The organism is Aliivibrio sp. S2TY2 (assembly GCF_028765525.1).
GTDB lineage: Bacteria > Pseudomonadota > Gammaproteobacteria > Enterobacterales > Vibrionaceae > Aliivibrio > Aliivibrio finisterrensis_A.
Genome location: NZ_JARACS010000003.1, coordinates 168,156 through 190,784, shown reverse-complemented (window position 1 = coordinate 190,784; position 22,629 = coordinate 168,156). Strand labels below are relative to the sequence as shown.

At 39.2% G+C, this 22,629-nt stretch carries 21 protein-coding genes and 1 tRNA gene; 8 read left to right on the top strand and 14 right to left on the bottom strand.

The annotated features are described in order from the left end of the window. Positions 1-64 precede the first annotated feature (64 nt). Positions 65-670: a cob(I)yrinic acid a,c-diamide adenosyltransferase gene (gene cobO / locus PVK63_RS07250; RefSeq protein ID WP_130045545.1), complete on the top strand. Its 606-nt coding sequence runs from the start codon at positions 65-67 to the stop codon at positions 668-670. Positions 671-755: 85 nt separating this feature from the next. On the opposite strand, the gene PVK63_RS07245 is transcribed toward cobO, so the two are convergent. The 3 genes from PVK63_RS07245 to apbC all read right to left on the bottom strand — a co-directional run bounded on the left by PVK63_RS07245 (position 756) and on the right by apbC (position 4,876). Beyond that, the gene (locus PVK63_RS07245) at positions 756-2,882 is read right to left on the bottom strand and encodes an AsmA family protein (RefSeq protein WP_130086069.1); all 2,127 of its coding nucleotides are present in this window, start codon (positions 2,880-2,882) and stop codon (positions 756-758) included. A 173-nt stretch (positions 2,883-3,055) separates the two neighbouring features. Then, complete coding sequence (gene udk, locus PVK63_RS07240; RefSeq protein ID WP_130044231.1) at positions 3,056-3,703, bottom strand: uridine kinase; 648 nt, start codon at positions 3,701-3,703, stop codon at positions 3,056-3,058. Between the two features lie 105 nt (positions 3,704-3,808). Next, complete coding sequence (apbC, locus tag PVK63_RS07235; protein WP_130048229.1) at positions 3,809-4,876, bottom strand: iron-sulfur cluster carrier protein ApbC; 1,068 nt, start codon at positions 4,874-4,876, stop codon at positions 3,809-3,811. Between the two features lie 133 nt (positions 4,877-5,009). On the opposite strand from apbC, the gene metG reads away from it, so the two are divergent. Next, on the top strand, positions 5,010-7,070 hold the full coding sequence (metG, locus tag PVK63_RS07230) for a methionine--tRNA ligase (RefSeq protein WP_130086068.1): 2,061 nt from the start codon (positions 5,010-5,012) through the stop codon (positions 7,068-7,070). Positions 7,071-7,196: 126 nt separating this feature from the next. Here the strand turns inward: metG and pyrF are convergent, their stop codons facing one another. From pyrF to aroA, 7 genes are all read right to left on the bottom strand, one after another. Beyond that, positions 7,197-7,901, bottom strand: a complete 705-nt coding sequence (pyrF, locus tag PVK63_RS07225) for an orotidine-5'-phosphate decarboxylase (RefSeq protein ID WP_130086067.1) — start codon at positions 7,899-7,901, stop codon at positions 7,197-7,199. Between the two features lie 66 nt (positions 7,902-7,967). Beyond that, positions 7,968-9,137, bottom strand: coding sequence for a lipopolysaccharide assembly protein LapB (gene lapB / locus PVK63_RS07220; RefSeq protein ID WP_130086066.1), 1,170 nt, complete (start codon positions 9,135-9,137; stop codon positions 7,968-7,970). A gap of 7 nt (positions 9,138-9,144) precedes the next feature. Next, positions 9,145-9,429: a LapA family protein gene (locus PVK63_RS07215; protein WP_130044226.1), complete on the bottom strand. Its 285-nt coding sequence runs from the start codon at positions 9,427-9,429 to the stop codon at positions 9,145-9,147. A 134-nt stretch (positions 9,430-9,563) separates the two neighbouring features. After that, the gene (gene ihfB, locus PVK63_RS07210; protein WP_045102545.1) at positions 9,564-9,845 is read right to left on the bottom strand and encodes an integration host factor subunit beta; all 282 of its coding nucleotides are present in this window, start codon (positions 9,843-9,845) and stop codon (positions 9,564-9,566) included. A 59-nt stretch (positions 9,846-9,904) separates the two neighbouring features. Continuing rightward, complete coding sequence (rpsA, locus tag PVK63_RS07205; protein ID WP_130048233.1) at positions 9,905-11,578, bottom strand: 30S ribosomal protein S1; 1,674 nt, start codon at positions 11,576-11,578, stop codon at positions 9,905-9,907. 95 nt (positions 11,579-11,673) lie between these two features. Further along, positions 11,674-12,348, bottom strand: coding sequence for a (d)CMP kinase (gene cmk / locus PVK63_RS07200; protein WP_130044224.1), 675 nt, complete (start codon positions 12,346-12,348; stop codon positions 11,674-11,676). A gap of 158 nt (positions 12,349-12,506) precedes the next feature. Beyond that, positions 12,507-13,787: a 3-phosphoshikimate 1-carboxyvinyltransferase gene (gene aroA / locus PVK63_RS07195; protein WP_130044223.1), complete on the bottom strand. Its 1,281-nt coding sequence runs from the start codon at positions 13,785-13,787 to the stop codon at positions 12,507-12,509. A gap of 197 nt (positions 13,788-13,984) precedes the next feature. Here aroA and aat point away from each other — a divergent pair, with 197 nt between their 5' ends. From aat to infA, 3 genes are all read left to right on the top strand, one after another. Beyond that, entirely contained in the window at positions 13,985-14,698 is a 714-nt protein-coding gene (aat, locus tag PVK63_RS07190; protein ID WP_274440178.1) for a leucyl/phenylalanyl-tRNA--protein transferase, read from the top strand. Between the two features lie 2 nt (positions 14,699-14,700). Continuing rightward, positions 14,701-15,393: an arginyltransferase gene (locus PVK63_RS07185; RefSeq protein WP_130086064.1), complete on the top strand. Its 693-nt coding sequence runs from the start codon at positions 14,701-14,703 to the stop codon at positions 15,391-15,393. Positions 15,394-15,483: 90 nt separating this feature from the next. Further along, positions 15,484-15,702, top strand: a complete 219-nt coding sequence (infA, locus tag PVK63_RS07180; RefSeq protein WP_005420180.1) for a translation initiation factor IF-1 — start codon at positions 15,484-15,486, stop codon at positions 15,700-15,702. Between the two features lie 93 nt (positions 15,703-15,795). On the opposite strand, the gene clpA is transcribed toward infA, so the two are convergent. Continuing rightward, positions 15,796-18,048, bottom strand: coding sequence for an ATP-dependent Clp protease ATP-binding subunit ClpA (gene clpA / locus PVK63_RS07175; protein ID WP_130044220.1), 2,253 nt, complete (start codon positions 18,046-18,048; stop codon positions 15,796-15,798). Positions 18,049-18,090: 42 nt separating this feature from the next. Continuing rightward, positions 18,091-18,411 (bottom strand): ATP-dependent Clp protease adapter ClpS, encoded by a 321-nt coding sequence (gene clpS / locus PVK63_RS07170; protein ID WP_130044219.1) that lies wholly within the window; start codon positions 18,409-18,411, stop codon positions 18,091-18,093. A gap of 396 nt (positions 18,412-18,807) precedes the next feature. On the opposite strand from clpS, the gene cspD reads away from it, so the two are divergent. Both cspD and PVK63_RS07160 read left to right on the top strand, forming a co-directional pair. Next, positions 18,808-19,029, top strand: coding sequence for a cold shock domain-containing protein CspD (gene cspD, locus PVK63_RS07165; RefSeq protein ID WP_130044218.1), 222 nt, complete (start codon positions 18,808-18,810; stop codon positions 19,027-19,029). A 122-nt stretch (positions 19,030-19,151) separates the two neighbouring features. Beyond that, the gene (locus PVK63_RS07160) at positions 19,152-19,694 is read left to right on the top strand and encodes a DUF4136 domain-containing protein (RefSeq protein WP_274440177.1); all 543 of its coding nucleotides are present in this window, start codon (positions 19,152-19,154) and stop codon (positions 19,692-19,694) included. A 37-nt stretch (positions 19,695-19,731) separates the two neighbouring features. Here PVK63_RS07160 and PVK63_RS07155 read toward each other — a convergent pair whose 3' ends face one another. Together PVK63_RS07155 and PVK63_RS07150 are read right to left on the bottom strand one after the other, a co-directional pair. Then, on the bottom strand, positions 19,732-21,189 hold the full coding sequence (locus PVK63_RS07155; RefSeq protein ID WP_274440175.1) for a protein adenylyltransferase SelO: 1,458 nt from the start codon (positions 21,187-21,189) through the stop codon (positions 19,732-19,734). Positions 21,190-21,299: 110 nt separating this feature from the next. Then, positions 21,300-21,376: transfer RNA gene (locus PVK63_RS07150), tRNA-Arg, on the bottom strand. A 266-nt stretch (positions 21,377-21,642) separates the two neighbouring features. Here PVK63_RS07150 and folD point away from each other — a divergent pair. After that, positions 21,643-22,500, top strand: coding sequence for a bifunctional methylenetetrahydrofolate dehydrogenase/methenyltetrahydrofolate cyclohydrolase FolD (gene folD, locus PVK63_RS07145; RefSeq protein ID WP_130044215.1), 858 nt, complete (start codon positions 21,643-21,645; stop codon positions 22,498-22,500). Positions 22,501-22,629: the final 129 nt, after the last annotated feature.

Here is a 22,629-nt window from a genome sequence, read left to right as displayed (position 1 = left end):
ATTTTTTATATCTCAAATAACTTCAATAAATGAACTCCCCCCTATTTTTAATGGAATAGAAATCATGATAGAACAAGATAAAAAAGATGAACGCTATAAGCAACGCCAGTCAAAGATCAAAGAAAATGTCGACAAGCGTGTTGAAGATGCGCAGACAGAAAAAGGCTTGTTAATTGTTGTTACCGGTAATGGGAAAGGAAAAACTACTTCTGGCTTTGGCACAGTAGCAAGAGCGGTTGGACATGGCTTGAATTGTGTTGTAGCTCAATTTATTAAAGGGACATGGGACTGTGGGGAAAGAAATTTACTAGAAGGTCATGGTGTCCCTTTCTATGTTATGAAAACAGGATTTACTTGGAATACTCAAGATAAAGCAGCGGATACCGAAGCAGCACAACGTGTATGGCAAGAATGCAAAAAAAGCTTATCCGATGAATCTGTCGATCTTGTTTTGCTTGATGAAATGACTTATATGGTCACTTATGGTTATATCGGACTTGATGAGTTAAAAACAGCATTACAAAACCGTCCCAAAATGCAATCGGTAGTTATTACTGGTCGAGCTGCGCACCGTGAGTTGATCGAAATGGCTGATACGGTATCTGAAGTTCGAAATGTAAAACACGCTTTCGATTCAGGCATTAAAGCACTGAAAGGCGTAGATTGGTAAATTATCTATCTTACATAACAAATAAAAATGGCCTGTATCAATAACGATAACAGGCCACTTTTTTAACTGTTATTATCACAGTAAATTAATTGAAAAGTCCTTTCAGCAATTTATTTGCTGCGTCTTTTACTTTTTCATCTTTAATCTTATCGCCATATTTCTCTTCAAGTTTTTCGATACCGCGATCAATTTCTTTCTTTGCTTTTTGCTGCATCACATCATCAAATTCAAGCTTATACTTTGGCTTAGCCCATGGACCTGTAATTCTAATTGGGATCGTAACATCTTTAAGATCATCAATACCTTTACCACCCTGGCCTTTTAATGAGCCAACGATTGATGTTTTAATTAGCATGTTTGCCGTTTCATTTACATAATGAGCAGAACCTTCGCCATGAATACGAAGTAATGGCGATACCATTTTAATATTTTTGGTTGTCGCATTTCCTTTTGATAAATAAAAGTCGGCAGTTAATGCACTGAAGTCTGTTTTCTCAGCTTCTTCGCTGCCTTTAACTTTTTCACCTTTAATTTTTGCATAAGTTGTACGGATCAATAATGGGATATTAACGCCGTTAACCGCACCATCGGCAAAATTAATAGAGGCTTTACCTTTAAGGTTTTCTTTTAAAGCACTTGGTTTTAAGCTCTTACCTGAAACATTCAGCGCCATATTACCATTGCCTTCAATCAGGCTTTCACCCATAACATCTGTCAATAAAGGAGCAACTTGTACCCCTTTGATTGATTGCTTAATACTATACGTAGGCGTGGTTTTACGAGCATCCAAGGTCGCAGTCATATCAATAGCACCATCGTATAGATCAGAGTGGAATTTCGTCAGTTTTAACACCCCACGATTAACTGAAAATACAAAGGTTACATTTTGCATCTTGGCATTACTTGCTTTGAACTTATCTATAATAATGGTTCCTGCGACATCAAGCGTTTTTAATGCACTTAAATCAGGCTCCACTTCTGTTGCCTTACTCGCTGATAGCTCTTTATTATTACTTGCTGTTTTTTCCGTTGCTGTTACTTCACTTTGAGGCAAGGTCGCTAATAAAGCATCAACATCAATATTCGGACTACGTAACTCAAAGCGTACCTTAGGTATATCATTTAGCTGTACGCTCATCTTGCCAGTAAAATCAGTATCCACCGCTGACAGAGAAAGTGTATTGATACTCAGAAACGATTTTTTTAAATCAAATGTACTGTTAAAGCCAATAACGGCCGTAACATCTTCGTTTGGTATTCCTTTACCTTTTATGTTGTTAGTGCTTGAAAAGTCTTTAACTTGAATAACATCTAATGCTTTTGGTACATATAGAGCAAAGGTAGAGATAGAGTTAACATTAAGCGCATTCGCCTTACCTATCGCCTTTAGGCTGATATTGGCCCATGTATCAAAAGAAAACTGATCAATGGTAAAAGAGATATCATTAAATTTATTTGATGCATCTGAATAAGAGACATTAAACTCTGTCTGCTTTAATGATGCATCATCTAATGTCACTGCAATATTTAAATCAGTCTCACCTTTTAAAGCTACGTTCTGTTGGCCTAAATCCCCTTTTAAATCAAACTCTAAATGAGCCCATTGACCAGGACTAAATTGAGACAGTGATAAATTCATATCACTAAAATACATTTTAGTGCCCGCTTTATCATCCTGAATAAGTACTTCTGCATTCGTTAGTGCAATGCCTTCTAATGTTACTTTCCAATCATTAAGTTGAGTACTTGGTTGAGTATTATCCGTTATTTTTGCTACTGGCTCTTCTGATGTTGTTTCAATCGTCTCAATCTGTTCTTTAGTTGGACCAATATTGTCTAAGTTCGTCGTACCATTTTTTAGTGTATGTAGCGTAAAAGAAGCGCCATCCAAAGTAACTAAACCAATATTAATTTCATGTTGAAATAATGGACGAACATTAAGGTCTAATACCGCATTATTAAATTTCACAAGATCAGGAGTTGAAAACCCCTTTGGATTACTTAAAGCAACTTCACCAATAGAAAAACCAATTGATGGGAAGAAACGCCATCCAATATCACCATTAATGGTTAACTGGCGACCAGTCTGCGCTTCTACCTGCTCTTTTATCAGTGGTTTAAAATCATTTGGATTCACAAGCAGTACTAGCACTAAAAATGTAATAATAACTGCGATGAACGGTATGCTAATCAATAAGGCTATTTTTTTCACGACCAAAATCCATCTATTGTATTTAAAGGGTTACATGAGTGTTAATTATGCCATCAGTAAGACATAAAAAACATAAGCTTATCCATAGTTATATACCTAAATATTTCAAAGTGACAGAAACGAAGCAAAAAAAAAGGCCAACAATTATGCTGGCCTTTTTCAAAATCATAATATTACGCTTTAAGTAATCGCGAAATATGCGCTTTCAATACATCGATCGCAATACGGTTTTTACCGCCACGTGGAACAATGATATCAGCATGCTGTTTAGATGGATCAATAAACTGCATGAACATTGGACGTACTGTTTTCTGATATTGCTCAAATACAGATTCCATTGTGCGACCACGCTCTTCTACATCACGTCTAGCACGACGTAATAAACAGATATCTAAAGGCGTATCCATGAACACACTTGCGTGCATTAAATTACGTAAACGAGGATCAGTTAAAAGCAGAATACCTTCAAGAATGATCACTTTTTTAGGAGTCATCACATCAACTTCAGAAGTGCGTGTGTGCTCAGTATAGCTATAGGTTGGAATATCAACCGCTTCACCACGCATAAGCTGTTCAAGATGTTCACAAAGTAATTCGTGATCAAGAGCACTTGGGTGATCGTAATTTGTTTTGACTCTTTCTTCCATGGTCAGGTGGCTTTGGTCCTTGTAGTAACTGTCTTCAGTTATTACACCAATTTGATGATCGCCAACTTTTGCTCGTAGTTCGTTATAAATAGTAGAAGCGATCAGACTCTTACCTGAAGCTGATGCTCCTGCAATACCTACGATAATACAGTTTTGATTACTGTTCTCTGACATAAAAGATACCTAAAAGTGTGCGAGATGCGGTTATTAAAATAAAACCGCCTAATTATAGGGATTACGAACGATACTTTCCACCGATAATTACGCTAAACACCGACACTATAAAGACTTGAACATTATTTGGTCAGCAATAACCTCTCCTTGCCAATATAATCGACTAGATACTTGTTCTGCGAGCTGAATATAAAGCTGACTATGGGCACTCGCTAGGTTTTCGGCAACACTTGGCGTACCTGAATCAGTCTCACTGCGAATATCTATATGCAATGGCAACTTACCAAGTAATGGAATTGAATACTTCTTCGCCATTAACTCTGCACCACCGGTTCCAAAAATGGCTTCTTCATAACCGCATTGTGAGCAAATATGCACACTCATATTCTCAACGATGCCAATAACAGGAACATCTACTTTCGTAAACATGTTCACTCCTTTAATCGCATCAGTTAATGCAAGATCCTGTGGTGTAGTAACTATTACTGCTCCAGTCGTTGGTATCTGCTGAGATAGCGTTAGTTGAATATCTCCTGTTCCTGGTGGCATATCAATAACAAGATAATCCAGCTCTGGCCACCATGTTTCATTAAGTAATTGAGATAATGCCTTTGACGCCATTGGACCACGCCACACCGCCGCTTCTGCTTTATCTACTAAATAACCAATTGAATTACTGTAAATACCATGAGCCTCTACTGGCATCATGCGGTTATTGTCTACAATGTTTGGTTTTTTATCTTCTACGCCCAACATTAAAGGAACAGATGGCCCATAAATATCCGCATCTAATATTCCAACTCGAGCGCCTAAATGATGTAACGCTAATGCCAAATTCACCGCAGTTGTTGATTTACCAACCCCACCTTTGCCAGAACTAACAGCAATGATATTTTTCACCCCTTTAACTGCAGGTTTATCTGTTTTTAAGGTTGCTGGTTTAGTCACCACATCAAAAGAGAGTGAATCCAGTTGTAAACTCTGTTTTTGTTGCTCAGCCCAAGCCAATAACTCTTGCTTTAAGGAGATAGAGACAAAAGGGAGGGTTACAGTAACAGTGCCGTTAGCTGTCAGTGATACCAAGTTTGGTATATCAGCCCATCCCTCACAAAGTTGCGAATGCGTAAATTCATTTAACCAATTTTTAATCTCAGCCATCGTTGTAAATGCCATCTTACCTATTCCTTGATTATTTTTACTCATCCTAGCACTAATTGAGTCTTTGATCCTCTATGCTTTCTAGCTCGCTTCAGGTACTATTTATCTCTTAAAATTTTCACCCATCACATTAAGCGAAAGAGAAGATATGGCTACAGATCCGAGAAAAATTCTGGTTACATGTGCCCTACCGTATGCAAACGGTTCAATCCACCTAGGTCATATGCTTGAGCATATCCAAGCGGATATCTGGGTTCGTTACCAACGTTTACGCGGCAACGACGTTAACTTTATTTGTGCAGATGACGCTCACGGCACACCAATCATGCTTAAAGCTCAACAGATGGGTATCACTCCTGAAGAAATGATTGCAGCAGTAAGCGAAGAGCATCAGAAAGATTTCGCAGGCTTCGACATTAGCTTTGATAACTATCACAGCACACACAGTGATGAAAACCGTGAGTTAGCCTCTCATATCTATTTAGAGCTAAAGAAAAACGGCTTTATTACTAGCCGCACTATTTCTCAGTTATTCGATCCTGAAAAAGAAATGTTCTTACCTGACCGCTTCGTAAAAGGCACTTGCCCGAAATGTAAAGCAGAAGAACAATACGGTGATAACTGTGATAACTGTGGCGAAACATATAGCCCTACTGATCTGATTAATCCTAAGTCGGCAGTGTCTGGTGCAACTCCAGTAATGAAAGATTCTGAGCATTTCTTCTTTGACTTACCTCAGTTTGAAAGCATGCTGAAAGAATGGACTCGCTCTGGTTCTTTACAATCAGAAACAGCAAATAAGATGCAAGAATGGTTTGAATCAGGTTTACAACAATGGGACATCTCTCGTGATGCACCTTACTTTGGCTTTAAAATTCCTGGTGAAACAAATAAATTCTTCTACGTTTGGTTAGACGCTCCTATTGGCTATATGGGTTCTTTCAAAAACCTTTGTAACAAACGTGACGATCTAAACTTTGATGAATACTGGAAAAAAGACAGCACGACTGAGCTTTACCACTTCATCGGTAAAGACATCGTATATTTCCACAGCCTATTCTGGCCTGCAATGCTTGATGGCGCAGGTTTCCGTAAGCCAAACAATGTATTTGTCCATGGTTATGTCACGGTGAATGGCGCGAAAATGTCTAAATCTAAAGGCACTTTCATTAAAGCGGGTACTTACTTAAATCACTTAGATCCTGAGTGTCTACGTTACTACTATGCCGCTAAACTAAATAGCCGTATTGACGATCTTGATTTAAACCTTGAAGACTTCACTCAACGTGTAAACTCTGATGTAGTAAATAAGATTGTTAACCTAGCTTCTCGTAACGCTGGCTTCATTACTAAACGCTTTGATGGCAAACTAGCAGATAACTTTGCAGAGCCTGAGCTTTACAATGAATTTATTGCAGCAGCTGATCGTATTGCTGAGCTATACGAAACTCGTGAATTTAGCCGTGCTATTCGTGAGATTACCGCGCTTGCAGACAAAGCAAATCAGTACATTGATGAAAAAGCTCCTTGGGTATTAGCAAAAGAAGAAGGCAAAGAGCAAGAGCTACAAGAAGTTTCTTCTGTAGGTATTAACTTGTTCCGTGTCCTAATGGCTTACCTAAAACCTGTAATGCCAGAGCTTGCTGCACGTACTGAAGCTTTCTTAAACGAAACGTTAACGTGGGAAGGCGTTACACAACCATTAACGTCTCACGAAATCACTACGTTTAAAGCGCTATTTGCTCGAATCGACCCTAAGAAAGTTGAAGCTATGGTTGAAGAATCAAAAGAAGATGCAGCTGTAGAAATGGCCGCAAAAGAGAAAGCTGAAGCGGAAAAAGAAAAAGCAAGCCAAACTGAACTAGATAAAGACCCAATCGCAGATGAGATTGAGTTTGATGCATTCGAAGCGGTTGATATGCGCATTGCACGTATTATCTCTTGTGAAGAAGTGCCAAAAGCAAACAAGCTACTTAAATTCCAACTGGACATTGGCGGTGAGACTCGTCAAGTGTTCTCTGGAATCAAATCAGCATACAAACCTGAAGAGCTGGAAGGCAAGTTAACCGTGATGGTTGCTAACCTTAAACCTCGTAAGATGAAGTTTGGTATGTCTGAAGGCATGATCCTAGCTGCAGGCCCTGGTGGTAAAGATCTTTGGATTCTTGAACCACACGAAGGTGCTCAACCTGGTATGCGTGTAATGTAATTCTTTTTCTAAAAGATAATACCAATCGTAGTAAATAACTTACTTACTGTGATTGGTACAACTTACAAACAAAAATAGAGACCAAATGGTCTCTATTTTTTTATCTATTTATAAGCGATTACACACTTATAAAACTGACGCTAGAGACAGGTTAATCTCACTTAATACTTGTGATGGATTCTCTGCCTGTGTAATTGGGCGACCAATCACTAAATAATCAGAACCAGAGGTAATTGCATCAACCGGCGTCATAATACGTTTTTGGTCACCGATATCAGCACCTGCTGGACGAATGCCAGGAGTCACTAACTGAAAGTCTTTACCTAGGTCAGCCTTCAACATTGAAGCTTCTTGTGCTGAACATACTACGCCATCTAAACCACTATTCTTAGTCAATGCAGCAAGACGTTTCACTTGTTCTTGTGGAGCAATATCTAAACCAATGCCCGCTAAATCTTGTTGCTCCATACTTGTTAGTACTGTTACACCAATAAGCAATGGACGATCTTTTCCATATGGTTCTAAAATTTCACGTGATGCCGTCATCATACGTTCACCACCACTAGCATGAACATTCACCATCCACACACCCATTTCAGCGGCTGCACGCACTGCTTTTGAACAAGTATTAGGGATATCATGGAACTTTAAATCTAGAAAAACAGAAAAACCACGTTTATGAAGTTCCTTTACAAACTCAGGGCCAAATAAAGTAAACATCTCTTTACCCACTTTCAAGCGGCAAGAGCTAGGATCAATTTTATCAACAAACGCTAATGCATCTGCTTGATTATCATAATCCAATGCAACGATCACCTTTTGGTCTTTCATTTTCTCTCCTTTGGAATTGCTCATTTTGTTTTACTCAAAAAAAGAGGCACTAAGAGCGCCTCTTCATTATTCACCATCTAAACCCTTTATAGGCTTAATTGCTCCCCACCCTTTACAGGATGGACATTGCCAAAATAATCGATGGGCAGAGAAACCGCATTTACAACAACGATAATTCGGTTTCATTTTTAATTGCTCACCAACTAGGTTTTGTAAACTCGATAAACTGGCTTTTGCTCTACCATCTTCAGCTTCATCAACATGATAGCCCATAAGACGATAGAAGCCTTTCATTGTCGGATTTTTTAGCAGTTGCTTAGTCATATAACCTTGAGCTAATGCTGTACCTTCATGCTTTGCAATTAAATTAGACAGCATAAGCTCTGCACTTGCACCTGCGCCTTTTGCTATCGCTTCTTTTAAAAAGTTAAGCAATGAACCTTCTCTATCTAAGTGTTCATAACACTCTGCAAGTAATGGTAATGCCTCACTGATAAAATCAATATCTTGATCTAAAACGGATTCTAATTGCGCTGCAGCCGCTTTATAGCTTTCTTCTTCTATTAATAATTTCGCCATCATTATTGATGCTCGAACGCAGTTATTATCAATAGATAAGGCTTTTTTCAAATTCTGTTTTGCTTTATTTAAGTTACTATCAGCAAGCTCTTGCATTGCTAATTCACAATAATAATGAGCAATGTCGGGTTTTAGCTTTTTCTTACCCATTTTCACTAAACTATTAGCAAAGGTAATGGCTTGTTCCCATTCTCTTGTTTGTTGATGAATAGCAACTAACTGAAGTAAAGCGGCTTCTTTATGATCAGGCTCGTCCACTAACTGCTCAAATATTTTTTCGGCACGATCCAAAATACCAGCAACCATATAATCTTTTGCAAGTTGTTGAAGTGCTATATTTCGTTGATCTAACGTTAAGTTTGGACGAGCGATGAGGTTTTGATGAATTTTGATGGCGCGGTCCACTTCACCACGGCTTCTGAAAAGGTTACCTAATGCAAGATGGGTATCTATCGTATCGCTATCGACCTGAAGGAGCTCGATAAAGTGATCTACTGCTTTATCTGACTGATCAGACAGCAATAGATTCAGACCCGCCACGTATTGACGTGACAGGTGATTTGTATCTCTTTGACGTTGTTGTGTCGCACTCCTATTACCCATATACCAACCATAACCGGCCGCAATAGGTAATAATAGGAATAGCAGTTCTAACATTTAGTCACTACCCTTTGGTTGAATCCAAACGCAGTTTATTCAACTCTGCAGTTTGTTTATCGAGACGCTTACGTAAACGACGCTGCGTCATACTCACTTTTAAATACATACTGCCACAAATCAGCCAGCCTAAACCAAAACCAGTCGCAAAGAATATTCCTAGCAAGGTTGATAATTGAAAATCACCCTGTGCCAACAAATAGTTAAAATTAACAATAATCTGGTTTTGTGCACCGACCGCTAATGAGATCAGAAATAAAGATAATAATAAAATAGCTACAACAATTTTCACTGGTATTCCCTCCAGTTAATGAACATCTAACAATATCTTATTTTACAGCTCTAAAGATACACCTAAACGCACTGAAAATGAACATAAAAAAACGGCATACTAAAAAGTATGCCGTTTTTATATGCCAATTTACATTAGCTGAAATTCACACGTTCACGCAGTTCTTTACCTGGTTTAAAATGAGGAACGAACTTACCGTCCAATTCTACTTTATCACCAGTTTTTGGATTACGACCTAAACGAGGCTCTCGATAGTGTAGAGAAAAACTACCAAAACCACGAATCTCTATACGATCACCGCCCTCTAGCGTTGTTGCCATCTGTTCAAGGATTTCCTTGACTGTATCTTCAACCTGCTTAGCAGAAAGTTGAGGCTTTTTACTACACAGTTGTTCAATCAGTTCAGATTTTGTCATAAATGACCTCTCCTACGTTATCGAAAGAAAAGGGAGCATTACGCTCCCTTTAAATTTACTTATTCGCCTTTAGCTGCTTTGAAAGCGTCAGCCATTGCGTTACCGAAACCACCGTCTTCAGACTTAGTGTTCAGTGAAGCCATTGCTTCTTGCTCGTCAGCTTCATCTTTAGCTTTGATAGATAGGTTAACTACGCGGTTCTTACGGTCTACACCAGTGAACTTCGCTTCAACGCTATCGCCAACGCTTAAGATTAGAGATGCATCTTCAACACGGTCGCGAGATAGCTCAGAAGTACGGATGTAACCTTCTACGCTGTCTGCAAGAGTGATTGTAGCGCCTTTAGCGTCAACAGCTGAAACAGTACCGTTTACTAGAGTACCTTTCTTGTTGTCTGCTAGGTAGTTGTTAAATGGGTCTTCTTCCATTTGTTTAACACCTAGAGAAATACGCTCACGCTCTGCATCTACTGCTAGAACAACAGCAGAGATTTCGTCGCCTTTCTTGTACTCACGTACCGCGTCTTCACCTGTAGCATTCCAAGAAATGTCAGATAGGTGAACTAGACCGTCGATGCCGCCGTCAAGACCGATGAAGATACCAAAGTCAGTGATAGATTTGATCTTACCAGTAACGTGGTCGCCTTTAGCTTGCGCTTCAGCGAATGTCTGCCATGGGTTAGCTTTACATTGCTTAAGACCTAGAGAGATACGACGACGTTCTTCGTCAATCTCAAGAACCATAACCTCAACTTCGTCGCCTACATTAACAACTTTAGAAGGGTGGATGTTCTTGTTAGTCCAATCCATTTCAGAAACGTGTACTAGACCTTCAACGCCTTCTTCGATTTCAACGAAGCAGCCGTAGTCAGTTAGGTTAGTAACACGACCAGAAAGTTTGTGACCTTCTGGGTAACGCTTAGCGATAGCTACCCATGGATCTTCGCCAAGTTGCTTAAGACCTAGAGAAACACGAGTGCGCTCACGATCGAACTTAAGAACTTTAACATTGATCTCGTCACCAACATTTACGATCTCAGATGGGTGCTTAACACGCTTCCAAGCCATATCTGTGATGTGTAGTAGACCGTCAACGCCACCTAGATCAACGAATGCACCGTAGTCAGTAAGGTTCTTAACGATACCTTTAACTTCCATGCCTTCTTGTAGAGAAGCAAGTAACTCGTCACGCTCAACACTGTTTTCAGATTCGATAACAGCACGACGTGAAACAACAACGTTGTTACGCTTTTGGTCAAGTTTGATTACTTTGAACTCTAGCTCTTTGCCTTCAAGGTGCAGAGTGTCACGTACTGGACGTACATCAACAAGAGAACCAGGTAGGAATGCACGGATACCGTTAAGTTCAACTGTGAAGCCGCCTTTAACTTTACCGTTGATAACACCCATAACTGTTTCAGCATCTTCGTATGCTTTTTCAAGTTGGATCCAAGCTTCGTGACGCTTCGCTTTCTCACGAGAAAGTTGAGTTTCGCCGAAACCGTCTTCAACAGCGTCAAGAGCAACGTCTACTTCAGAACCAACTTCAACTTCAAGTTCGCCAGCAGCGTTCTTGAATTGTTCAGCTGGGATAGCTGCTTCAGACTTAAGGCCAGCGTCAACAAGAACGAAACCGTTCTCGATAGCTACTACAGTACCTTTAACGATGCTGCCTTGTTGGAATTCAGTTTCATTCAGAAACTCTTCAAAGAGTTGAGCAAAAGATTCAGTCATTAATTTGATCTTCAATATTAAACGTCCATGGGTATCCTACCGCATGGGGTTGATAGTAAGGTTAGTTATCATCCTTGCAACTAACTAAGTTTTCATTATAGCTTAGATTCAATAAAAGTAATGGCTTGCGCGACAACTTCATCAATATTCATTGAAGTTGAATCTAATACTAAAGCGTCTTCTGCAGGACGTAATGGCGCGACAGCTCTATTGCGGTCTCGATCATCACGTTCTTGGATTTCGCTTAAAAGACGGTCAAATTTAACATCTAACCCCTTCTGTTGCAACTGCTTCATACGGCGATTCGCACGTTCTTCTGCACTTGCATCTAAAAATATCTTCACTTCAGCGCTTGGGAACACCACTGTGCCCATATCACGGCCATCAGCAATTAGACCAGGCTGAGCAGAAAATGCACGTTGGCGACGTAATAATGCTTCACGTACTTGTGGCAACGCTGCAACTTTTGAAGCCGCCATTCCTGTTTCTTCTTTACGAAGTTCAGCCGAAACATCCTCACCTTCAAGAATGACTTTAACAAGTTCGCCTTCCGCTTTAAATTGCACGTCTAAATTAGCGGCTAAAGGAACAAGTCCATCTTCTGAGTTTAAATCTACTCCGTGATGAATCGCAGCTAGTGCTAACACACGATAAATTGCACCGGAATCTAATAAGTTATAACCTAGCTTTTCTGCAAGTAACATACACAATGTGCCTTTACCTGCTCCACTTGGACCATCAACAGTAACGACTGGTGAATGAGTTGTCATGGAGTTCTCCAATTAATTATTGTGATTGGTTTCTACGGGCGCATTATACCCAAGTCAGATTATTTATATACTCTAGATTATTAAAAACTAAAAAAGCCCTGTGTTTTTTTACACAGGGCTAGTATCAACAAATCTTAAGCTTGTTTATTGATAATTAATTAGACACTCAGTTCTTTTAATTTTTCAAAATAGTCTGGAAATGTTTTTGATGTGCAGCCCGGATCGTTAATAGTGACTGGTGTATCACTTAATGCCACAAGCGAAAAACACATCGCCATACGGTGATCGTCATAAGTATCAATCGCTGCATGCTTTAATGATGTCGGTGGCGTTATCGTAATGTAATCCTCACCTTCTTCGACTTCTGCACCCACTTTTCTTAATTCTGTCGCCATCGCCGCTAAGCGATCTGTTTCTTTTACACGCCAGTTATATACATTGCGAATAGAGGTCGTGCCCTCCGCGAATAACGCTGCAGTCGCTATTGTCATCGCGGCATCAGGAATATGATTAAAATCCATATCCACGGCTTTTAGCTCACCTTTACGAGCAATAACATAATCATCACCCCATTCAATGTCAGCACCCATAGCCGCTAACGCATCAGCAAACTGAACATCGCCTTGAATGCTTTTTTTGCCAATTCCCGTGACTTTAACTGAACCACCTTTAATGGCTGCCGCCGCTAAGAAATAAGACGCTGATGATGCATCACCTTCAACAAGAAAGTCACCGGGTGCAACATACGTTTGATTCGCAGGCACAACAAACGTTTTATAATTTTGATTTTCAATCTCAACACCAAACGTCGCCATTATATCCAAAGTGATGTCTATATAAGGTTTTGAAACCAAGTCGCCAATAATATTAATGGTCGTCTCTTGTGTTGATAGTGGTGCAGCCATTAAAAAAGCAGTTAGAAATTGGCTTGAGATAGAACCATCAATATCAACCGTTCCTCCGCTAAGGCCTGTGCCTTTTATTTTTAGCGGTGGATAGTTTTCATTTTCTAAATATTCAACATCTGCGCCTGCGGCTTTTAATGCAGTGACAAGATGCCCAATTGGACGTTCTTTCATACGAGGCTCACCAGTAAGGACAAACTCACCCTTACCTAAGCATAACGCTGCCGCTAATGGGCGCATTGCCGTTCCTGCATTACCAAGAAACAATTCTAATGCCTCATTGGGTTCAAAAGCACGACCTAAGCCTGTTACTTCACACACTGTTTTATCTTCGGATAATGTATATTCAACACCAAGTGCTTTTAGCGCATTAAGCATATGACGAATATCATCACTATCAAGCAGGTTGGTTAGTTTTGTTTTTCCAGATGCCAACGCCGCCAGTAACAATGCACGATTGGACACACTTTTTGAGCCAGGTAGGTTTATTTGACCATCAATTTTTGAAATTGGTTGAAGAGTTAAGCTTTCCATGTTTATGTAAAAATTCCTATACAAATAAATAATAACGCTATGCTCGGTATTTCACCTCATGATGACATAGCTGTTTCAGCTTTCATTGTTATTTTTTGTTATTCTTCATTCCTTCAGAGTAACGAAAACCAAAGCGTTGTACCAGAGGCAATGTCGTCTCTTTACTTAAAAATAATGAATACTTATTTCTTTTATTTATGACTATATATTTACAACAACTTGATTCAGATATGCACAGCGCTTTTCCTTCAATAGAAAGTGCATTAACCGAACCTGATGGATTACTTGCTATGGGAGGCGATTTATCTGCCAATCGTCTTATCAATGCTTACCAACACGGTATTTTCCCTTGGTATAGCGAAGGCGACCCTATTTTATGGTGGAGTCCTTCGATTCGAGGTGTCTTTTTACCTCGTCAATTCTCGCCATCTAAGAGTCTTAAAAAGTATTTTCGTAAATCCAACTATCGCATCACCATAAATACAGTAACTGAACAGATCATTGAATTATGTGCATCAACAAGAGGCCCCGAAGAAACTTGGATAATGCCTGAAATGATCTTTGCGTATAAACAACTAGCAGCATTAGGTTATTGTCACTCTGTTGAAGTATGGGAAAATGAAACACTAATTGGGGGATTATACGGACTTCAGATTGGCCAGATATTTTGTGGCGAATCTATGTTCTCATTAAAGACGAATGCTTCAAAAATCGCACTATGGAAATTTTGTGAGCATTTTTCCGCAGCCGGTGGTGAGCTCATTGACTGCCAAATGATGAACCCTCACCTCGAAAGTTTAGGCGCTACTGAAATGAATCGCTCTGAATTTAAAATGAAACTAGGAGAGCTTACCGACAAATTAGTCGCACCAAGCTGTTATGCACCACAATCAATAGGGAATAAACCGTAGCCATGAGTAAATTTTCTCTTCAAGTCGGACTTACTCCGGAAGGCACTTGCAGCTACCTTCCGGGGCAACAAGAACGATTAGGTGTAGCAATGGAGCAAGAACTGCATTCGCCTCTTGGTTATCAGGCGCTTATTCGTTTAGGATTTAGACGTAGTGGAGGCACGATTTATAAGCCAATGTGCAATGCCTGTAACGCTTGCCAACCTCTACGCATCAATGCTAAGGAATTTGCACCTAGCAAAAGTCAAAAGCGTATATTAAATAAAATATCGTCATTCACTTATAAACTAAAAAATGAGATGGATGAAGAATGGTTCGAGCTATATGACAGATACATCAGTACTCGTCACCAAACTGGCAGTATGTTCCCAGCAAACAAAGACCAATTCTTTGAATTTTCTCATGCCGAGTGGTTACCAAACCACTTTCTTCATATTTATGAAAATGACACGCTAATTGCTATTGCTGTCACAGACATTCTTAGCGATTCTATCAGTGCTATGTATACCTTCTTTGAGCCTCTACACCCGCTTTCTCTTGGAACCGTATCTATACTCATTCAGTTAAAATTATGCATTGAGCTCAATAAGAACTGGCTTTATCCTGGTTACCAAATAGACGATTGCCCAGCGATGAAATATAAAGATCGATATAAACCTAACCAAAAGCTAGTAAATATGGTCTGGCAAGGGTAAAATGCCCACCAAACTTTACATACATCATTTTTAAGGGCATTATTAGCCGCTTAAAAATCAGCCAAAGCTATCTATATTAAAGAGGATTCAATGGCAAAAGAAGACGCAATTGAACTACAAGGCACGGTTCTAGATACTCTGCCAAACACAATGTTTCGCGTAGAATTAGAAAACGGTCACGTTGTTACAGCTCACATCTCAGGTAAAATGCGTAAAAACTACATTCGTATTCTTACTGGTGACAAAGTAACAGTTGAAATGACTCCTTACGATTTATCTAAAGGCCGTATCGTCTTCCGTGCTCGTTAATTTGTCATTTTTAGCAGATTAATTTTCAGTCTGCTTTAAAATAATATAAAAAAACCCAGTCAATGACTGGGTTTTTTATTATCTAGATATCAATTAATGCACAGCTTCTGCTTCGCTGGTAAATTCAAATGCTAATTCACCTTTATTTAATTTAACGCGAACCGTACCACCATCTACTAATTCACCAAATAAAAGCTCGTTTGCCATTGGTTTTTTCAAGTTTTCCTGGATAACTCTAGCCATTGGACGTGCGCCCATGGCCTTGTCGTATCCTTTCTCAGCTAACCATGCTTTCGCTTCTTTTGATACTTCCATTGACACACCACGAGCATCCAGCTGTACTTGAAGCTCGACAATGAATTTCTCAACAACAAGTGAAATCACATCTTTGCTTAAGTGTTCAAACCAAATAATATTATCTAAACGGTTTCTAAACTCTGGCGTAAAGACTTTCTTAATCGCAGCCATCGCATCAGTACTGTGATCTTGCTGAATCAAACCAATTGATTTCTTAACCGTTTCTTGAACGCCTGCATTAGTTGTCATTACGAAAATTACATTTCGGAAATCCGCTTTACGCCCGTTATTATCTGTTAACGTACCGTTATCCATAACTTGAAGTAACAAGTTAAAGACATCTGGATGTGCCTTTTCAAGTTCATCCAATAATACAACAGAATGTGGGTGCTTAATTACCGCATCTGTCAGTAGGCCACCTTGTTCGTAACCAACATAACCAGGGGGAGCACCGATCAAGCGGCTCACGGTATGACGCTCACCGTATTCAGACATATCAAAACGAAGAAGCTCAATACCAAGCGCTTTAGCTAACTGAACCGTCACTTCTGTTTTACCAACCCCTGTAGGGCCTGCAAATAAGAAAGAACCAACAGGTTTATTATCAGCACCTAAACCAGCTCGACTTAGCTTAATCGCTTCACATAAAGCATCAATACCTTGATCTTGACCAAACACCAACATCTTAAGCTTATCATCCAGCTTTCTCAGAACATCTTTATCGCTTGATGATACCGACTTCTCTGGAATACGCGCCATCTTAGCAACCATAGACTCAATATCAGCAACATTGATGGTTTTCTTACGACGACTAACCGGTGTTAAACGACAACGCGCTCCGGCCTCATCAATAACATCAATCGCCTTGTCTGGCAGATGACGTTCATTGATGTATTTCGCTGACAGCTCAACAGCGGCACGAAGTGCTTTATTGGTATAACGAACATCATGATGTTCTTCATATTTGCTCTTCAGCCCAATAAGGATCTTCGTTGTGTCATCTAATGATGGTTCTAAAATATCAATTTTTTGGAAACGACGAGCCAATGCACGCTCTTTTTCAAAAATAGTGCTGTGCTCTTGATAAGTCGTCGAGCCAATGCAACGCAACTTACCACTACTTAATAGCGGCTTAATTAAGTTAGCGGCATCCACTTGTCCGCCTGACGCCGCACCCGCACCGATAATCGTATGAATTTCATCAATGAATAATACCGCATGTTCTTCATTTTCAAGCTGTTTTAAGATAGCTTTAAAGCGTTTCTCAAAGTCACCACGATACTTAGTTCCTGCAAGCAATGAACCTATATCTAATGAATAAATAATGCAGTCTTTAATTACATCAGGAACTTGTCCCTCAACAATGCGCCACGCCAAACCTTCAGCAATGGCCGTTTTACCAACGCCCGCTTCACCAACAAGTAATGGATTATTTTTACGACGACGGCATAGCACTTGAATTGTACGTTCAAGCTCTTGATCACGTCCAATAAGAGGATCAATCCCCCCATTTTTCGCTACTTGATTTAAGTTCGTTGCGAAACTTTCTAATTTATCTTCTGAACTTGCTTCTACTGCCGTTTCAACATTATTTGATTCTGCATTTTCATCGCGATGCTCTGGAGCACCATGAGAGATGTAATTAACAATATCTAATCGACTAATGTCGTTCTTTTTAAGGAGGTATGCGGCATGTGACTCTTGCTCACTAAAAATAGCAACCAGAACATTAGCACCCGTAACTTCACTACGGCCTGATGATTGAACATGAAAAACAGCACGTTGGAGAACGCGTTGAAAGCTTAATGTTGGTTGCGTTTCTCGACTTTCATCATCGGCAGGAATTAAAGGTGTTGTTTGTGTTATGAATTCATCAATTTCAGTTGCCAATGCTTTTAAATCTGCATGGCACGCTAAAAGAGCTTCGTGAGCTGATGGGTTCTCTAATAGAGCCAGTAATAAATGCTCTACCGTCATAAATTCATGACGTTTTTCTCGTGCACGAGCAAACGCACTGTTTAAACTCGCTTCTAATTCTTTATTTAGCATAGGAACCTCCCAAAACACCAAAAGATGGTGTAACGAACAAGCTTATACTTGCTCCATTGTACACAGTAGTGGGTGCTCATTATCACGCGAATACGTATTGACTTGCGCAACTTTAGTTTCAGCAACTTCAGCAGTAAAAATCCCACATACTGCTTTCCCTTCATAATGCACGGTTAACATTAATTGTGTTGCTTTTTCCAAATCCATGGAAAAAAATTTATCTAAAACTTCGACAACAAACTCCATCGGAGTGTAATCATCATTATTTAAAACCACTTTATACATTGCTGGTGGTTTTAATCCTGTTTTCTCCAATTCTAGTACATCTGAATCAGGAGAAATCCATTCATATAATTTGCTCATGTTGACAACTAATTAGTTAAATAGCATTTCTGATACGTCAAGGTATCCCCTTACTATTGAGCCTAATCTAGACGAAGAGTTACATCAAACAAAAGATGTCAATTTAGAGCCTTTATCACTTAATTTCCTATTAATTGAATAGAAAATCATCGATAACAAATTAAAGAATAGAGCCTTTTTTTAGTTAACACCACTTTAATTTATCACATTGTTATTACTGATAATTATGTTAATCGCAAAAATGATATTGAACGTAAATGTTAACAAAGTAAACAAAATGTTCTTGACTCCCTCTTTAGATTTAATAGAGTGTACTTGTAGTGGTTATCAATTAAGCAGATTCTTAATTGATAAATATTATGCTAGGTAATTAAAAAATGCAGAGGGATGTATAGCATGGCAACAGGTACAGTAAAATGGTTCAATAACGCCAAAGGGTTTGGCTTCATTTGTCCTGAAGGTGAAGATGGTGATATTTTTGCGCACTATTCTACTATTGAGATGGATGGCTACCGCACACTAAAAGCAGGTCAATCTGTTACTTACGAAATCCACGAAGGGCCAAAAGGTTTTCACGCCAGTGAAATTAAACCACTTGAAGGTGAAGCGGTTAAATAACCTTACCTCGAGTAATTATCTTAAAGGTGAGTAATGATACTCACCTTTTTTGAACCTATCTTAATCATAAAACTCCAACCCTCATTACTACCCTCAAATAGGTTATCACTTTGAAATATTTCTTGTCTTTTTTACTCCTCACTTTTCTTACTGGTTGCGTGTCCGAAACGCATCAAGAAAAAAGTACTGTAAATCTTGTAACCATTGGCAACATTAATGATGTCATCGCAGGCAAACGTACATTTGCTTGGCATCCAAGTATCAATGCCAATTATTTAAATAGCACATTAAATGAAAACAATACTGAACAACGCTTCATCAAGTCACTAAAAAATGAATTAACACAGAAAGGATTTATTTATACAGACAACCCTACATTCGCTGACTTTTATGTTGGCTATGGACTTGGAGTTGAGAGTGCTATTAGTGATACAAAAATTTTAAATGAAACAGGATTATTGACAGGTTTACAACCTGTAGATAATAAGAATGAAACGGATAAAGCCAGTATATTTATTGCTGTATTTCTACCAAACCAAATCAATTCTTCTTGGAGTGTCTTAGCGCAAGGTTACACAAACACAGAGGATAATCGCAAAACAGCAATGGATGAATTACTTCACTTTATGTTTCATAGCTTAAATAAAACTTCGAATCCAAGCTAATGCTATATTGTGTATAAAAAATTAAATTAACAATGAGTTAAGATGAACAACTAATCTCCATTTTCTTTCCCCATTCAGGTGGTAATTGAGCATATGATTCAAACCTAGGATGCTCATCAAAGGGAGAGTCCAGCAACATAGATAATGTCTTAATCTCACTATAATCACCGTCTTTCGCTTTATTAATGGCTTGTTGAGCAAGATAATTTCTAAGAATGTATTTAGGATTTACCCTTCTCATTTCTTTACAGCGTATCTCTGCACTCTTCTCTTCTTTCTCACATCGTGCCAAATATAGCTCAACCCAGAGTGTTGCTGCTTCTCTATCTAAAAACAAATCGACAACGGTTTGCTTATCTTGACTATCTAAATAAGACAACGCTCTCATAAACCGTGTGTAATCTACAGAGTTTTGTGACAATAATTCAAACATCGACTCAAATAATCGGCTATCTCCTTCTTGTTTAGAAAGTAACCCCAATTTCTTTCTCATTAGTTGACTAAAATAATGACCCAAGCGAGTTTCATACTTCTCTAAGGAGGATTCTAAGTCTGATTTTTCAATCAATGACGAAAGAGAATGCGCTAATGCCGATAGATTCCATAGTCCTATTCTCGGTTGTTGATTAAATGCATAGCGGCCTTGGTAATCTGAATGATTGCAAATATAGCTCGGTTCATAATCATCTAAAAAACCAAATGGGCCATAGTCAAACGTTTGCCCAGTGATCGACATGTTATCTGTGTTCATTACCCCATGAGCGAACCCAACAGCCTGCCAATGCGCAATCATATAAGCTGTTTTGTCTGCGATTTCATCGAACATTGCTGCATAGGGTTTATCCTTAGCTATACATTGAGGGTAATGCCACTCAATCACCTTATCCGCCAATAATTTCTGCTCTGATAATAAATTTGAATAAAACAGATGTTCGAAATGTCCAAATCGAATATGAGTTTCAGCCATTCGGACAAGTAATGCTCCTGTTTCATAACCCTCCCTAAAAACGGGAGTATCACTCGTCATCATCCCTAATGCTCGTGTTGTAGGGATACCTAATCCAGCCATAGCTTCACTGCACAAATATTCACGAATGGTAGATCGAAGTACTGCTCGGCCATCGCCAGATCGAGAATAAGGCGTTAACCCTGCCCCTTTTAAATGAAGGTCAACACTGTTTCCTTCTTTATCCTTAATTTCAGCAAGTAATAATCCTCGCCCATCACCAAGTTCAGGGTTATATCCACCAAATTGATGGCCTGCATATTTCATTGCTAGTGGAGAAAAAACAGCAGGAACATGCTCGCCAGAAAAAGAAGAAAGTAACTCTGTATTACTCTCAGGATCTTCAGGTAAACCAAACTGTGCCGCAAGTTTACTGTTCCATATAACCCAACGTGTATTTTCCAACGGCGTTGGTTGAACATAAGTAAAAAAACTGCGAGGTAATTCAGCGTAACGAGTTGTAATTGAAAAAGCATTCCAAAAAGACATGAGCGTAATCCATTAACAGTGTAATGAACTAACGCTAACACATTGAAAAGTTATATGACAGAAATGAAAAAAGCCGCACTAACCATAAGGTTAATGCGGCTTTTTCAATTTGGTACGCCCTGAAGGATTCGAACCTTCGACCACCTCCTTAGAAGGGAGGTGCTCTATCCAGCTGAGCTAAGGGCGCTCTATGGGGTAGGATTATACGAATATCCGAAAACAGATCAATCCTTTTCTTATCATTATCTTACCGAATGATGAAAAAAAGGGCAGATCGTGCACTCTTTGATCTAATCATTAAATAAAAAATCATTTTTACCTAAAAAACAAATCATAGTTCTCATTTTAACGAGAGTATCCCACCAATAGGCAAACGTTTGCGCTATGGCTATTAAGTTAACTTTCTGCGACAATACGGGGGTCAACCTAGTATTAGACCTTCAAAGGATCACTATGACCGCTCAAATTATCGATGGAAAACTCATTTCTCAAACCGTTCGCTCTGAAGTTGGTGCTCGCGTTAAAGCTCGCGTAGAAGCAGGACTTCGAGCTCCTGGCCTTGCTGTCGTTCTTGTTGGACAAGATCCTGCCTCTCAAGTTTATGTTGGAAGCAAGCGCCGTGCTTGTGAAGAAGTTGGCTTTATTTCAAAATCTTACGATTTACCAACCACCACAACAGAAGCTGAATTATTGTCTATTATTGACACATTAAATCAAGACGCAGAGATTGATGGTATTTTAGTTCAACTTCCTCTTCCGGCAGGAATGGACAGTACTAAAATTTTAGAGCACATTGATCCAGAGAAAGACGTTGATGGTTTTCACCCCTATAACGTTGGTCGCCTTTCTCAACGCATTCCAAAATTGCGTTCATGCACACCTAAAGGCATCATTACCCTGCTTGAACGTTACAATATTCAGGTACGTGGAATGCATGCGGTTGTTGTCGGTGCATCAAACATCGTTGGTCGTCCTATGACACTTGAATTACTTCTTGCTGGTTGCACAACAACAACCTGTCATCGATTCACTAAAGATCTTGAAAACCATATTCGCCAAGCCGACCTTGTTGTCGTTGCCGTTGGTAAACCAAACTTTATCCCAGGAGAGTGGATTAAAGAAGGCGCAGTCGTAGTCGATGTAGGTATCAACCGTTTAGACTCAGGCAAGTTAATCGGTGATGTTGAATACGACGTAGCAAAAACAAAAGCAAGCTACATTACTCCTGTTCCTGGTGGCGTTGGACCTATGACAGTTGCTAGTCTTATTGAAAACACATTACTTGCCTGCGAGCAGTATCACAGTAAATAATTGAACTACTGATAAAAATATTAACTGGCGAACTTTTCAAAGTTCGCCTTTTTTATATCTGCGCATTGCCACATTTCTTGATTAATTTTCATTCTATTTTTAGTTTTTTCTTGGACAAAATAAGGGTTT

Coding starts and splice junctions, on each gene's coding strand:
- clpS (WP_130044219.1), bottom strand. CDS start 18,411: ATGAGCAAATTATATGAATGGATTTCTCCTGATTCAGATGTACTAGAA.
- cobO (WP_130045545.1), top strand. CDS start 65: ATGATAGAACAAGATAAAAAAGATGAACGCTATAAGCAACGCCAGTCA.
- lapB (WP_130086066.1), bottom strand. CDS start 9,137: ATGTTAGAACTGCTATTCCTATTATTACCTATTGCGGCCGGTTATGGT.
- cspD (WP_130044218.1), top strand. CDS start 18,808: ATGGCAACAGGTACAGTAAAATGGTTCAATAACGCCAAAGGGTTTGGC.
- folD (WP_130044215.1), top strand. CDS start 21,643: ATGACCGCTCAAATTATCGATGGAAAACTCATTTCTCAAACCGTTCGC.
- aroA (WP_130044223.1), bottom strand. CDS start 13,787: ATGGAAAGCTTAACTCTTCAACCAATTTCAAAAATTGATGGTCAAATA.
- ihfB (WP_045102545.1), bottom strand. CDS start 9,845: ATGACAAAATCTGAACTGATTGAACAACTGTGTAGTAAAAAGCCTCAA.
- metG (WP_130086068.1), top strand. CDS start 5,010: ATGGCTACAGATCCGAGAAAAATTCTGGTTACATGTGCCCTACCGTAT.
- rpsA (WP_130048233.1), bottom strand. CDS start 11,578: ATGACTGAATCTTTTGCTCAACTCTTTGAAGAGTTTCTGAATGAAACT.
- PVK63_RS07185 (WP_130086064.1), top strand. CDS start 14,701: ATGAGTAAATTTTCTCTTCAAGTCGGACTTACTCCGGAAGGCACTTGC.
- clpA (WP_130044220.1), bottom strand. CDS start 18,048: ATGCTAAATAAAGAATTAGAAGCGAGTTTAAACAGTGCGTTTGCTCGT.
- PVK63_RS07155 (WP_274440175.1), bottom strand. CDS start 21,189: ATGTCTTTTTGGAATGCTTTTTCAATTACAACTCGTTACGCTGAATTA.
- cmk (WP_130044224.1), bottom strand. CDS start 12,348: ATGACAACTCATTCACCAGTCGTTACTGTTGATGGTCCAAGTGGAGCA.
- aat (WP_274440178.1), top strand. CDS start 13,985: ATGACTATATATTTACAACAACTTGATTCAGATATGCACAGCGCTTTT.
- infA (WP_005420180.1), top strand. CDS start 15,484: ATGGCAAAAGAAGACGCAATTGAACTACAAGGCACGGTTCTAGATACT.
- udk (WP_130044231.1), bottom strand. CDS start 3,703: ATGTCAGAGAACAGTAATCAAAACTGTATTATCGTAGGTATTGCAGGA.
- pyrF (WP_130086067.1), bottom strand. CDS start 7,901: ATGAAAGACCAAAAGGTGATCGTTGCATTGGATTATGATAATCAAGCA.
- apbC (WP_130048229.1), bottom strand. CDS start 4,876: ATGGCATTTACAACGATGGCTGAGATTAAAAATTGGTTAAATGAATTT.